Source organism: Synergistota bacterium, assembly GCA_021159885.1.
GTDB lineage: Bacteria > Synergistota > GBS-1 > GBS-1 > GBS-1 > AUK310.
Genome location: JAGHDO010000072.1, coordinates 1 through 13,633 on the forward strand (window position 1 = coordinate 1; position 13,633 = coordinate 13,633).

A 13,633-nucleotide genomic window follows, 5' to 3' on the forward strand; every position below is an offset into this window, starting at 1 on the left:
CCTCTTAACAGCATGAAAGGATAGCTCTCTAAGCCTTCATCAATTATATACTTCGCTTTTCTCTTCCACATAGAGTCAACAGTTTCTATTAAATTATCGGATAGCCTTTCCGGAGGAATTCCCCCTTCAAATAGAGCCCCAACGAATCGGTTTCTTCTTAGCCTGATCGTTGCCAAAACCTGTTTTCCTTTTAGTTCTGGAACTGAAGCTATAGCCTCAAGAGAGCCTACGCCCTTTAAAGGCTTCTTCAAAGCATACGCTAAAGCCTTGGCGAAAGATAACCCCACCCTTAAGCCTGTAAAGGAACCTGGTCCAAGAGCCACAGTGATTAGGTCTAACCGAGAGACGCTTTCTCCCGTATCCTCAAAGAGGTTTTGAACACAGGTAGGAAAATATATAGCGTGCTTCCTTTCCTCCGGAAAGATATAAGCAGAAATTATCTCACCTTCATTAAGTAAAGCTACTCCTCCTCTGAACCAAGAGGTATCAATCGATAAAATTAGCATCTTGAAACTTCCTTTCTAAACAGGATATGATCTCTTTACTTCCTTGAATGTGAATAAATCTCTCATTCTCCTCTACTATACTGATTTCGATCAATAGGTCAGGTGTAAGCTCCCCCTTTGCTTTATCCGCCCATTCCACTAAGAGAACGCCTTCTTCTAAGAAATCATAGATGCACAAATCTACGAGATCTTTCGAGTCTATACGATAAAGATCAAGATGATAAATGGGAAAGATCCCTCCCATATATTGGCTCAGAAGAACGAAGCTCGAACTTCTGACTCTCCTTTTAACACCTGCTCCTATTGCTACCCCTCTAACGAGAACGGTTTTGCCTGCTCCAAGATCTCCCGTTAAGAATATAACCTCCTTTCCATTAAGACAGGAGGATATCAACCGCCCTATTCTTTCCGTTTCCCCCTCCGAGCGCGAATAAAGACCTATTTCTTTCTTCCTCTCAACCATGTCAACACAAGAATTAATATCCATCCTCCTATAAGAGCCATAAGAATTTTTATAGGAGTAGTTATATCAAGAGAAGGGTTCATCCTTTTTGCAAGAACCAAAGTCAAAGCTATAAGAGTAAGACTCATCACATAAATTTTAATATTTCTCTTGTATATCTTTCTAAGCCTCTCCTCTTCTTCCTGTAGCGTGGATCTTCTCCTTGTCTTCCTCAATGGGAAGACACCTCCCTCAAGGCATTCGGAATAGCTTCAAGCAGATCGGAAGCTACAAGAGGAATTTCTCCTTTCTTCATGGATGCTATATCTCCGCTCAAACCGTGTATGAAAGCGGCAACGCAGGAAGCATCTACGGGATCGAGTCCCTGTGCGATCAACCCTCCTATCATACCGGTTAAAACATCTCCCGTTCCACCGGTAGCCATGCCTGGATTTCCCGTTGGATTGATAAAGGTCCTGCCATCTGGAGACGCTATGATCGTCCTTGCTCCCTTTAATACAACTGTGGTTCCATATTCTTGGGCAAATCTTTCCGCGATTCCAATCCTATCCTCCTGCACCTGATAGGATTTTACGCCGATCAGTCTTGCCATTTCCCCGGGGTGTGGGGTTATAACGAGATTTGAAGCGTAATTCCTAAGAAGATCAAGGTGTCCCACGAGGCAATTAAGCCCATCTGCATCTATCACCATGGGCTTTTTCGCTTCCTCAAGAAGCTTCCAAACGAAGGTCTTAGTTGGAGGTGAGGTTCCTATACCAGGGCCAAGAACGATAACATCGCTTCTTTCCAAATGTTCTCTTAACTCTAAAAGTGACCTAATGTCAAAAGCTCCGCCGCTATCCGAAACGGGAATGGTAATTACCTCGGTTAGCTTAACCTCCATGATATCATTAAGCGATTCCGGAACCGCGAGATACACCAGCCCAGCCCCTATCCTCAGAGCAGCCATCGAAGCCAGCGCAGAAGCTCCTGTAAATCCACGAGAGCCTGCTATAACGAGAACTCTCCCAAAATCTCCCTTATGAGATTGTGGATCTCTATGGAGTGGGAGCTTTCTTTCAATGTCAGGAATTGTGAGAAGCTCTCGTTTTACATCGAAGTGTTCCTCCCAAACCCATGGAGGTACGCTTATGTCAACGACAAAGATCTTTCCAGCGTAATAAGCCCCAGGATAGAGCCAAAGCCCTATCTTAGGAAGACACATGGTAAATGTCCAGTTAGCCTTAACGCATGGACCATGAACCTTCCCCGTTGAAGCCTCAAGCCCTGATGGAAGATCAACTGCTACTACAGGCCTGCCTGAGGAGTTTATCTCTTCTATGATTTCAGCGAAAAATCCTTTTACCGCTCCCTTTATTCCTGTCCCCAAAAGAGCATCAACAATGAGATCGGATTCCCTCAATAGAGCATTGAGGTCCTCTTTTTTGCTCACTTCTATTATCTCAATTCCCATATTTTGCGCTATTTCCAGGTTAATCCTTGCGTCTCCCTTAACCTCAGAAAAACTCGCACAAAGCGCTATTTTCACGCTTCCTCCCTGATTAAATATATGCCTCGCTATAACAAAGCCATCTCCACCGTTATTACCCTTACCCGCGACTATAAGAACTTTCCTGTGAAGGATATCCTGAACCACTTTCTGCATGCCAATTAGAGTCCTTAATCCCGCATTTTCCATCAATATAATTCCAGGAATCTTAAGCTCCTCAATTGCAAATCTATCTATCTCCCTCATTTCCTCAGCTGTCAAGAGTTTCAAATCTAACTCCCTCCCTCCAAAATCAAAAAAGCCACTGCATAATCTCCCTCATGAGACATTGCCAAGTGCACGTTTTTAACGCCCCTAAATGTAAGATGCTCTTTTAGCTTTCCTGAAGCTTTAAGATAGGGTCTACCTTTATCATCCCTCAAAATCTCAGCTTCTCTCCAGCTTATCGGCATTCCAAGTGCCTTTATGAGAGCTTCTTTAGCAGCGAAGTTAACAGCCATTCTCTCATATCTGCGCACTTTAAAAAGTTTCATCTCCTCGTCCGTAAAGATTCTTCTAACGATTCCCTCTTCAATATTATTAAACCTGCTTATACGAACGATATCAACCCCTATTCCTATTATCAATCTTAAAGCTTCACCTCTATGTGGAGCTCTTTTAGTTGTTTTTCCGTTACCGGTGAGGGCGCTCCCGTCATCAAACAAACCGCTTTCTGGGTCTTCGGAAAAGCTATGACTTCTCTAATGCTTTCCTCTCCAGCAAGGAGCATGACTATTCTATCGAAGCCAAAGGCAATTCCACCATGAGGAGGAGCTCCATAAGACAGAGCCTCAAGCAGAAAACCAAACTTTTCCTTAGCTTCCTCTTCCCCTATGCTAAGAAGCTTAAATATCTTAGATTGAAGCTCAACGCTGTGTATTCTTATACTTCCTCCCCCAAGCTCTACACCGTTTAATACCATATCGTAGGCACGAGCTCTTACCCTGGAGGGGTCTGTATCAAGCAACGGAATATCTTCCTCCTTAGGAGAAGTAAAAGGGTGGTGAACTGCCTCGTATCTTCCCTCCTCCTCGTTCCACTGGAGAAGAGGAAAATCCACTACCCACAGAAATTTATATCCCTTAAGCTCAAGTCCAAGTTTTTCAGGAAGAGCCAGTCTAACTCTGCCCATGTACTCAGCGAGTATTTCCTCATTCTCATCGGCTCCCACCAAAATGAGATCTCCATCCTGAATGGAAAGCCTGTCTCTAAGGCTTCTAAGCTCTTCCTCGCTTAAAAATTTAGCGAGGGGCGATTTCACTCCTTCAGAGGTAAATATAAACCAAGCGAGCCCTCTTGCACCAAAAGCCTTAGCTGTTTCTACGAGCTCATCGAGCTCCTTGCGAGAAAACCTCGCACCTTCCGGAACCTTTATACATCTAATTTTTCCATTGTTATCCAAAACCGATCTAAAAACCCTTATGCTCGTATCCTTAAAAATATCAGTTATATCTATTATTTCCAAGCCGAATCTTAAATCCGGTTTATCCGTTCCATACTTAAGTATGGCATCTTCATAGCTAATTCTTGGAAAAGGAACGCCGATATCAGTCCCTAAAAGCTCATTAAATAGACCTGCTATCATTCTTTCGCTTACGTCGAACACATCCTCCTCATGAGGAAAGCTCATTTCTATGTCTATTTGAGTAAACTCGGGCTGCCTATCAGCTCTAAGATCTTCATCTCTAAAGCACCTTACTATCTGGAAATACCTATCAAATCCAGAAATCATAAATATCTGCTTGAAGAGCTGAGGAGACTGTGGAAGAGCGTAAAAGCATCCTGGATTGACTCTGCTTGGAACGAGATAGTCCCTCGCTCCCTCGGGAGTGCTTTTTGTCAAAAATGGAGTTTCTATCTCAAGGAAGCCCTGAGATGATAAAAAATTTCTGACCCAAAGCGCCGCTTTATGTCTCAGGATAATGTTTCTCTGCATGCGAGCTCGTCTCAAATCGAGATACCGATATCTAAGCCTCAAATTCTCATCAATGTTGATCTCCTCAGATATCGAAAATGGAGGAACTTTTGCTTCATTTAGTATTTTAATTTCACTGCACCATACCTCTACATTCCCGGTTTTAAGAGAGGGATTTTCCGTACCAGCTGGTCTTCTCCTAACCTTCCCTTTCACCGCTATAACATATTCCGCTCGAGCTTTCTTTGCCTTTTCATGAGCACCAGCATCGATATCAGGGCCAAAAACTAACTGAATGATACCCGTCCTATCCCTGAGATCTATGAATATCAGACCTCCATGATCACGTTCTCTGTGAACCCATCCCATCAACGTAACTTGCTTGCCTATGTCCTCCTCTGAGAGCTCTCCACAATAGCGACTTCTTCTCCAATTGCCTAATAGCTCCATTATCTTTTTCCCCTCCTGAGATAAGATAGAACCTCTCCTAAGGGAATATCCTCCTGCTTACCACTTTCCATATCTTTTATTCTTGCTTTTCCTGAAGAAAGCTCATCCTCACCGAGTATAAGAACTTTTCGCGCTTTTCTCTGATTAGCAAGCCTCATTTGAGCCTTAAGACTCTTTCCCATATAGTCTATATCAGCTGATACTCCCTCTCTCCTTAGAAGGTAAAGAAGCTTAAATGCATGCTTTTTCGCCTCATCTCCTATGGAAACGATAAACAAGTCTACCCCCCTGTCCAATGCGGGGAAAGCACCTTTTTCATCGAGCACCATAACCATTCTCTCTACTCCTGCTGCAAACCCCACTCCGGGAACCATAGAGCCGTTTATCTCAAAAGCAAGAAGATCATATCTTCCACCACCACACAGGGCGTTTTGCGCACCGAGCTTGTTTGATACGATTTCAAAGGTGGTCCTCGTATAGTAATCAAGACCTCTAACGAGATAGGGATTAAGCACATATGGGAGAGAAAGCAGATCTAATCCCTCTTTGACCTCCTCGAAATGGGATTTACAGTCTGCACAGAGATAATCTATTATCTTAGGAGCGCTTTCTATAACTCCCCTACAGCCTTCCTTCTTACAATCGAGTATTCTTAAAACGTTAGTTTCATACCTTCTGCGACAATCCTCGCACAGAAGATCAAGCTTGTCAGACAAAAACTCTCTCAATGCAGACTTGTAGGACTCTTTGCATTTTAAACAACCAATACTGTTAATCTGAACCTCAAGCTCCTTTATTCCGAGGGAAAACATGAGGTCCCACGCCAAAGCTATAACCTCAACATCAAGAAGAGGGTCAGAAGATCCCAAAGCCTCATAGTCTATCTGCCAAAACTGCCTGTACCTACCTGCTTGCGGTCTTTCATATCTAAACATCGGACCAAAGAAGTAAAACTTTTGGGGTTGAGGCTTGCCCTCAAGATGATGCTCTATATAAGCGCGGACGATTGAAGCAGTGGCTTCAGGCCTCAGAGTTAAGCTTCTTCCCGCTTTATCCTCAAAAGTATACATCTCCTTCATAACAATATCCGTGGATTCTCCTATTCCTCGAGAAAAAAGCTCGGTGTGCTCAAACATGGGGATTATTATCTCTTTGTAATTATATTTCCGTGCTAAACCATACGCAATGTTCTCTATATATCTCCATTTCTCGGTTTCTCCAGGTAGTATATCTCTAATGCCACGCGGAGCGGTAATACTCATACCACGAATCCTCCTTTCCTCAAATGCAGAAAAAGAACCTGCTTGCCCAAGAAAAGCCTTAGGCAAGCAGGTTCGCTTTCCAATATAAAAGACCTCCTTATTGGGCGGGGATCAGCTTAACGGGATTCGACAACGAACTTAATAGCAGTTCTTTCCTCTCCCTCAATCTCAACCTTAGTAAAGGCAGGTATGCACACTATATCGATTCCATTTGGAGCAACATAACCTCTGGCGATAGCTATTGCCTTGACAGCTTGATTAACTGCGCCCGCCCCTATAGCCTGTAGCTCTGCACATCCCTTTTCCCGCAAAACAGCAGCCAAAGCGCCCGCAACCGACTTAGGTCTGGACTGAGCCGAAACCTTTAAAACTTCCATGGACAACCCCTCCTTTTAAAAGTGCATCTTCCCGCCCTTATACGGTAAAAATAATGACACATTATTTCCTTTTTGTCAATACTCTCGTAAACTCACCTTTTATAACTCAAGCGTCTATATGCTATACTTTTTAAAAGAGGATGGAATCATGGGAAAGGGCATTTCAGAGCTATTTCAGATACCTCATCAGCTCTCAGAATCTATAAAGGTATTGTCTGTCTATTTCGCGTATAAGCATGCTTACTATGTCGGTGCTTTCCTTTTGATATTGATAATCTCTTATCTTTTATCTCGATTAAAGCTAAAGCCGAGAATCGAGCGCTTTTCTTCATCGCTTGCCTTTCTCCTGCCTATATCTACAACAGCGGGGATAGCGTTCGCTTTCCCCGTCCTTCTTAAGTATAAGAATCCTCTCATAGATGCGATAGATGGAGCAATCTTTATCATCCTTATCTACAAAGTGGGTGAGCTCTTCCTAAGGTGGTTGGAATCGAAAAAGCCCGATTTATCCAAGCATCTGAGAAAGCTATTGATATTCCTCATATCCTTTGGAATGCCCCTCGATATTATAAGAAGATTAAAGCTTAGCGATACCCTAAGCAATTTTCTTTTTCTTACAGCTAAGGTGGTCCTTCTAATTATCATTACAAGCATACTTCTTCATAAAAGGAGCATTTTATCCCTTCTCCCAACCATTGAGGTAAGGCTATATAGAAAGCTTCGTTTCTTCTTCGAAAGGTTTTATTTCCTCTTTGTCGCATTTGCTATACTCACAGGAAGCTTCTGGATCTTCGGATATGAAGAAATAGCAAAAAGCTTATTCTGGAGATCAACGGCTATAATCGTCTATATAATATCCATAGCACTGGCTCATCATAAAATAACTGGAAGAATCAAAAGATCGGTACTTCTTTCCACTACCAATCTACATCTTCTTTGGATCTACTTCGAAGCGCTCATAAGCGTAATTATTATTCTCAAGCTCTTTGGCTTATACGAGATCGCCGTAGCATGGCTTAGTTTCCCTCTGGTTAAGATAGGCGATTCCTACCTTAACTTCCTCCAGATAATAAAAGCAGTTTTAATAGCTATTCTTTTCTATCTTGTGGCTTCGACGCTAAGGAAAATCATCGAGGAAGCTCGAGGCATACCCATACCACTTCCTGAAAAACCTCAGCTCCGATCTTTTATATCAAAGCTCTTATTTTATCTTCTACTTGGAGCAGGCATTTTGATAAGCTTGAGAGCCTTAGGAGTTGGCTTGTCAATTCTAACGGTCTTCGCAGGCACTCTCGGTATAGGCATAGGCTTAGGCTTACAGGACTTAGCCAGAAATATAGTTGGAGGAATACTCATATATGTGGAGGGACACTTTAAGCAAAATGACATTGTATCCGTCGGCCTTGATACTGGCTCTCCCATAACCGGCAAAATAAAGAAGCTCGATTACAGATGCGTTACTCTCAAAACATTTGACAATGTGGAGGTAATTATTCCCTCATCGATGTTAGCATCAACAATGGTCATGAACTGGACTAAATCCGATCCAATGGTTAGAGATAAAATAAGCATAGGAGTATCTTATGATTCTGATCCACGCCAGGTAGAAAAGATACTTCTTGAAGAAGCGCAAAAGCACCCCTCTGTACTTGACCATCCAGAGCCTATGGTAATTTTTAGGGAAATGGGAGAAAGCGCACTTATATTTGATCTTTATATATGGGTTAATCAGCACCACGCAAGCAGACTCAAGGTAAGGTCAGATTTAAACTTTAACATATGGTATAAATTGAAGGAAGAAGGTATTGAAATACCATTCCCTCAGCTCGATGTGCATATTAAGAAATAAGCTTAAATTACTGTAATAAGGAAGGTAAAAATGTTGAAAGCGGAGGAATATAAGTTATTATCAATATATCGATGACAAGGATTAGGAAGAAAGGTATTATACGCTTAATAATGTCTTCGAGCTTTAAGCTTGCTATGCTCCCCGCTACGAATAAACAAACTCCAAATGGAGGAGTTATCTGCCCTACTGCAAGATTAACCACCGTTATTATTCCGAAGTGAAGTAGATCTATCCCTGCGGATTTAACAACAGGCAATAGAATGGGTACTAAGATAAGGATAGCCGCTAATGTATCAAGGAAAGTGCCTACAAGGAGAAAGATTAGATTTATAATGAGAAGTAAGAGTATATGACTTGAAGAGAATATAGCTAAACCAGAAGCTACCTTTTGAGGAACCTCTCCCCAGGTTAGAACCCACCCAAAGAGGGAAGCAGTAGCGACAAGAAGCATGACCACTGCAGTTGATATAGAGGCCTTTGAAAGTATCTCAAAGAGGTTTTTAATAGTTATAGCTCTGTAAACGAGACCGGAAATTAGGAATCCGTAAACAACTGCTACTACCGCAGCCTCCGTAGGGGTGAAAACCCCTCCGTATATGCCTCCAAGAACTATTACTGGCATAAGAAGGCTTAATATGGCTTCCTTAAAGGATACCCATACATCTTTCCAGCTTTTTCTCTTTTCTCCCATATATCCCATTTTCTTAGCTTCATAGTAAGCCACCATCATTAGTGAAGCCGCCATGATTATCCCCGGTATTAACCCGCCGATGAAAAGTCCACTTATAGAAACTCCAGTTATAACACCATAAGTTATCATTGGTATGCTTGGAGGAATGACTATACCAAGCATACCTCCAGAAGCTTGAACCGCCGCTGCCCACGACTTATCATAGTTTCTTCTAACCATTGCAGGGATCATGATACTACCTATGGCGGCTGTAGTTGCCGCAGAGGATCCTGATATAGCAGCAAAAAATGCACTTGCTCCAATTGCAACCAGAGCAAGCCCTCCATAGACGGCTCCAAGCAAGGAATTTGCGAAATTTATAAGCCTTTTTGAGATCCCCCCTTGCTCCATTAAAGCTCCAGCGAGCATAAAGAAGGGCACAGCCATCAAGGGGAAGGAATCAGTCGCAGTAAACATCCTTTGAACAACGACGGTGAGAGGGACAGGAACAGCTACCATAATGGTAATAAGAGCTGATAAACCAAGGGATATCGCCACCGGAACTCCGAGAACTATGAGGACTCCCAGTACGGAAAAGAGAATTATACCTATCACTTAAAACTCCCTCCCTTAACGCTAAGCAGAGCATCTAATATGTGAATCAGGGATATAAAGCTTCCAACGGATATAGCCATGTAGGGATACATCATGGATATGCCCATCGCTGGAGATGATTGATATCTTACTATCTTTAATATAAATATTCCCTTCCAGAAAACGACCAAGAAGAAAAATAATCCCAGTGCAAGTATCAATTTGGTTAAAAGGATCCTCTTTTTCTCCGGAAGAGATCTTAGAAGAAACTCCACACCAACATGTGCTCCCCTTTTAACACCAGCACTTGCTCCGAGAAAAGAAAGCCAAATCATAGAATATCTCGCCAGCTCTTCAGACCATGAGAGCGAGCTTCCTATAAAAAACCTAAATATTATTTGAGCAAAGACCACCACTACCATTAAAATTAGAAGGATGCCGCAGCAGAAAAGCGCTGCGGCATCCAGATATTTGCTCGTAGAGGAAAGAGCGCTTTTCATCGGGTATTTAATATCTCCTCTATAAGTTTCTTTCCAAACTTCGGCTCAAATTCCTTATAAACCGGTTGAGTAGCTTTAAAGAAGGCTTTCTTATCCGGTCTCGTTACTATCATGCCCTTTTCTATCAGCTTGGATAACTGGGATTCTTCCTGTTTCTTTATCAGGTTTCTCTCATAAGTTGCTACCTCCCTTGCAGTGTCCATAAATATCTTCTTATACTCCGGTTTAAGAGCATCGAACTTGGCCTTGCTCATGAGTATTGGGGCGGGAGAATAAAAATGACCGGTTAAGGCGAGATACTTTTGAACCTCATAGAGCTTAAAGGTCCATATTATAGGGATAGGATTCTCCTGTGCCTGAATAACCCCCTGCTGAAGAGCTGTGAAGACCTCGCCCCAAGCCATAGGAGTAGGATTCGCACCGAGAACCTTAAATGTAGCTAAGTGAACGGGGTTTTCCATCGTCCTTATCTTAATTCCCTTAAGATCCGAAGGTTTATTTATAGGTCTGACGGAATTCGTTATATGCCTAAAGCCGTTCTCCCAGAAAGCCAGTCCCTTGATACCAACCTTTTCAAGCTGAGCAAAAAGCTTTCTACCTATAGGCCCATCGAGAACCTTGTAAGCTTGCTCTCTGGTTTGGAATATAAATGGAAGGTCAACAACCCCCATAAGAGGAGCAAACCCACTTAAAGGGCCAGTGGAAGTAACGACGAGGTCGATAGTTCCAAGCTGCAGTCCCTCAATCATATCCCTCTCATTTCCAAGCTGCCTATTAGGAAAGATCTTAATCTTTATTGCACCATTGGTACGCTTCTCTATAAGCTGAGCGAACTTTACGGCTCCGAGATGATAGGGATGTTCCGTAGTAACCGCATGGCCAAGTCTAAGCACTGTGACAGCCCAAGCGGTAGAAGCTACTACAACCAAGAGCAATACCACGAGCAGCGCCGTTATCCTCTTCATAACGCACCACCTCCCTCTCGAGTTTTTTTCTCAAGAAACTTGATAAGAAGCGTTATCGCCTCATTCCCGCTTACTGATAATCCTTTTTTCCTACCCCGTGCCACGATCTCACCATTTATAGCATCTATCTCTGTTCTTCTACCAGCAGATATATCTTGGAGCATGGATGACCTATTTTTTCCCGTCTTTCTCGCCACATCGAGAACGAGATTTTTGACCTCGTTGGCATTAAAGCCATATCCCTCTGATTCAGCTACGAGACAAGCTTCTTCAACGAGGAGCCCGCTTAGCTTTCTTAAGTTCTCATCTTCTACAATAAATCCATTGGGAACGCCTGCGATAGCCGTTATAGGATTTATCCCAACGTTTATAAGAAGCTTACGCCATACATTTCTCATCGGATCATCGACAAGATGAGGATTTAAACCGGCTTCCTCAAAGAGGGAATAAATCCGCTTAAGCCTTTCCCTCTCCACCGTTCCAAACGGTCCGAAGCTCGTTTCCCCTATACCGGCTAATCTAACCCTGCCAGGACCAAGCATCGTAGCTCCAAAAGTAGTCGTCCCACATAGAACTCTATCCTTTCCAAAGAGCGAAGCTATCTTCTCAGCATTTCCAAGCCCATTCTGAAGGGTCAAAAAGAGAGTATCTTCCTTCAAAAGTGGAGATGAGGAAGAAACTGCTTTCTCGGTCACATATGACTTCACGAAAACTATAACCAGATCTACCTTTTTGCCACAGTCCTCGGGACTTGTGAAAGCTTCCAGCTTAAAGAGCTTTTCCCTACCATCGATCCATTCAACTTTTAAGCCGTTTTCATTTATTTCATTGACGTGTTCTTTCCAAATATCAATGAGAAGAACCTCTGATACCTGTGAGAGACAGGCACCATATACGCTTCCCATAGCTCCAGCGCCTATTATGGCAATGCTTAACATGATTTAAGGTACTCCTCCTTCAGCTGATTATAAACTTCCTCATTCATTGTAAAGCTGTGCTCTGAAGTGGGAAAGCCCCCAGATTTAACCTCATCTCTGTACTCCTCGAGCGCTTTAAGAATGATATCATAAAGCTCTATGTAAGTTTTTACAAACCTTGGCTTAAAGCGCTTGAAAAGCCCCAGCATATCGTGGAGTACGAGAACCTGGCCATCGCAGTGTGGTCCAGCACCTATACCTATCGTCGGAACGGACACTTTTCTAGTTATTATTTCAGCAAGACCTGATGGTACGCACTCAAGTATTATTGAAAAAACACCAGCCTGCTCAAGAGCTATAGCGTCTTCTATTATATTTCTCGCGGAATCTATGCTCTTTCCCTGAACCTTAAATCCACCAAGCAGGCTTACGCTCTGAGGGGTTAGCCCTATATGTCCCATCACAGGAATTCCTGCTCTGACAATAGCCTCAACCCTATCTGCCATTCTAACGCCACCCTCAAGCTTAACTGCGTCTACCCCCCCCTCTTTCATAATCCTTCCAGCGTTTCTAACAGCTTCCTCAATACTGACCTCATAGCTCAAGAAGGGCATGTCTCCAACGACAAAGGCATGCTTGTTTGCTCTCATTACACACCTACAATGATATACTATCTCGTCCATCGTAACGGGAACGGTAGATTCAAGTCCCTGAACCACCATACCCAGAGAATCTCCAACCAGTATTATGTCTATATCTGCCTCGTTGACTATCTGAGTCATAGGATAGTCATATGAGGTTATCATCACTATTTTTTCGCCCTTTTTCTTCTTTTCATAAAGTTCTGGGATGGTAACTTTTTTGCGCACTCTTTATCACCTCCGTATCGATTAACGATTATTATTATACCATAGCTTTTTAAAAGATATAAGAAACCAAAGATAGCTCGCCAAAGTATACTTTAAGTTTGAGATAGAACCCCTTTTAACTCCCTTTCCAAAACATACATTAAATCAGCGATCGATATCTCTGGAGCGATAGAACAAATCGATGTCAGGAACTCACCATGATTTCTTCCTTTTCTGTAATCTGGCTCACGAGGAGGGTGCTTAAGGTTCTCAGAGATAATAGAAAGATCAAGTTGATGTATTAAAGACAATTGATACAGCACTACACTCCTCGTTGAATAGAGTGAAATGCCCCCTATCTTCCTATCACCATATACTATATCTCCCCATCCTTTCTCCCCAACATGTCTAAGCCCAATCTTTTTAAGAGCAGATATGACTATTCCATTAAAAAACGCTACCCATTCTCTCGGAAACGCACCTTTATTTAACTCCCTTCTTACCGCAACGCTCAGAACGAGTGTTCCCGGATACAAGACCACAGCGCATCCCCCACCCAAACGCCTTTTTATAGGAAGCTTCGCTCCATCACTTACTTCCTCACTTAGCTTCGAGAACCTTCCAAGAACGATGATGGGAGAAGGAGGGATCCATATCCTAAAAGCCCATTTCGCTCCCACATGGAGACTATCAATAAGAAAAGAATCAATGAAATCATCCATGTTCGATTACTCCCTCTTCAAACGCATAATGATATAATAGGTGAAAAGCAAGGTAAATAAGGAGGTG

General features: G+C 42.7%; 15 protein-coding genes. 1 reads left to right on the forward strand and 14 read right to left on the reverse strand.

What is annotated here, in order from left to right:
* From tsaB to J7M13_07320, 8 genes are all read right to left on the reverse strand, one after another.
* Window positions 1-506, reverse strand: a 506-nt coding sequence (tsaB, locus tag J7M13_07285; protein ID MCD6363779.1) for a tRNA (adenosine(37)-N6)-threonylcarbamoyltransferase complex dimerization subunit type 1 TsaB, incomplete at its 3' end; no start/stop codon positions are given.
* The gene (gene tsaE, locus J7M13_07290; GenBank protein MCD6363780.1) at window positions 487-993 is read right to left on the reverse strand and encodes a tRNA (adenosine(37)-N6)-threonylcarbamoyltransferase complex ATPase subunit type 1 TsaE; all 507 of its coding nucleotides are present in this window, start codon (window positions 991-993) and stop codon (window positions 487-489) included. The genes tsaE and tsaB, both read right to left, overlap by 20 nt.
* The gene (locus J7M13_07295) at window positions 945-1,184 is read right to left on the reverse strand and encodes a hypothetical protein (protein MCD6363781.1); all 240 of its coding nucleotides are present in this window, start codon (window positions 1,182-1,184) and stop codon (window positions 945-947) included. The genes tsaE and J7M13_07295 overlap by 49 nt, the downstream gene beginning before the upstream one ends.
* The gene (locus tag J7M13_07300) at window positions 1,181-2,728 is read right to left on the reverse strand and encodes an NAD(P)H-hydrate dehydratase (GenBank protein ID MCD6363782.1); all 1,548 of its coding nucleotides are present in this window, start codon (window positions 2,726-2,728) and stop codon (window positions 1,181-1,183) included. The genes J7M13_07295 and J7M13_07300 overlap by 4 nt, the downstream gene beginning before the upstream one ends.
* Before the next feature lie 2 nt (window positions 2,729-2,730).
* A complete protein-coding gene (gene acpS, locus J7M13_07305; GenBank protein ID MCD6363783.1) occupies window positions 2,731-3,084 on the reverse strand; it encodes a holo-ACP synthase in 354 nt (117 codons plus the stop codon).
* A 2-nt stretch (window positions 3,085-3,086) separates the two neighbouring features.
* Entirely contained in the window at window positions 3,087-4,862 is a 1,776-nt protein-coding gene (aspS, locus tag J7M13_07310; protein MCD6363784.1) for an aspartate--tRNA ligase, read from the reverse strand.
* A complete protein-coding gene (locus J7M13_07315; GenBank protein MCD6363785.1) occupies window positions 4,862-6,124 on the reverse strand; it encodes a histidine--tRNA ligase in 1,263 nt (420 codons plus the stop codon). The genes aspS and J7M13_07315 overlap by 1 nt, the downstream gene beginning before the upstream one ends.
* Window positions 6,125-6,240: 116 nt before the next feature.
* Complete coding sequence (locus J7M13_07320; GenBank protein ID MCD6363786.1) at window positions 6,241-6,501, reverse strand: stage V sporulation protein S; 261 nt, start codon at window positions 6,499-6,501, stop codon at window positions 6,241-6,243.
* A 148-nt stretch (window positions 6,502-6,649) separates the two neighbouring features.
* Between J7M13_07320 and J7M13_07325 the strand changes: the two genes are divergently transcribed.
* A complete protein-coding gene (locus tag J7M13_07325) occupies window positions 6,650-8,350 on the forward strand; it encodes a mechanosensitive ion channel (protein MCD6363787.1) in 1,701 nt (566 codons plus the stop codon).
* A 7-nt stretch (window positions 8,351-8,357) separates the two neighbouring features.
* Here J7M13_07325 and J7M13_07330 read toward each other — a convergent pair whose 3' ends face one another.
* The 6 genes from J7M13_07330 to J7M13_07355 all read right to left on the reverse strand — a co-directional run bounded on the left by J7M13_07330 (window position 8,358) and on the right by J7M13_07355 (window position 13,566).
* Window positions 8,358-9,632 carry a TRAP transporter large permease gene (locus J7M13_07330; GenBank protein MCD6363788.1) on the reverse strand — a complete coding sequence of 425 codons (1,275 nt, stop codon included), beginning with the start codon at window positions 9,630-9,632 and terminating at the stop codon, window positions 8,358-8,360.
* Window positions 9,632-10,114, reverse strand: a complete 483-nt coding sequence (locus J7M13_07335; GenBank protein ID MCD6363789.1) for a TRAP transporter small permease — start codon at window positions 10,112-10,114, stop codon at window positions 9,632-9,634. Before J7M13_07335 ends, J7M13_07330 begins: the two co-directional genes overlap by 1 nt.
* On the reverse strand, window positions 10,111-11,079 hold the full coding sequence (locus J7M13_07340; protein MCD6363790.1) for a TRAP transporter substrate-binding protein: 969 nt from the start codon (window positions 11,077-11,079) through the stop codon (window positions 10,111-10,113). Before J7M13_07340 ends, J7M13_07335 begins: the two co-directional genes overlap by 4 nt.
* On the reverse strand, window positions 11,076-12,017 hold the full coding sequence (locus J7M13_07345; GenBank protein ID MCD6363791.1) for a 2-dehydropantoate 2-reductase: 942 nt from the start codon (window positions 12,015-12,017) through the stop codon (window positions 11,076-11,078). Before J7M13_07345 ends, J7M13_07340 begins: the two co-directional genes overlap by 4 nt.
* Window positions 12,011-12,865 carry a 3-methyl-2-oxobutanoate hydroxymethyltransferase gene (panB, locus tag J7M13_07350; GenBank protein ID MCD6363792.1) on the reverse strand — a complete coding sequence of 285 codons (855 nt, stop codon included), beginning with the start codon at window positions 12,863-12,865 and terminating at the stop codon, window positions 12,011-12,013. The genes J7M13_07345 and panB overlap by 7 nt, the downstream gene beginning before the upstream one ends.
* A gap of 92 nt (window positions 12,866-12,957) precedes the next feature.
* Window positions 12,958-13,566: a hypothetical protein gene (locus J7M13_07355; GenBank protein MCD6363793.1), complete on the reverse strand. Its 609-nt coding sequence runs from the start codon at window positions 13,564-13,566 to the stop codon at window positions 12,958-12,960.
* Between the last annotated feature and the right edge of the window lie 67 nt (window positions 13,567-13,633).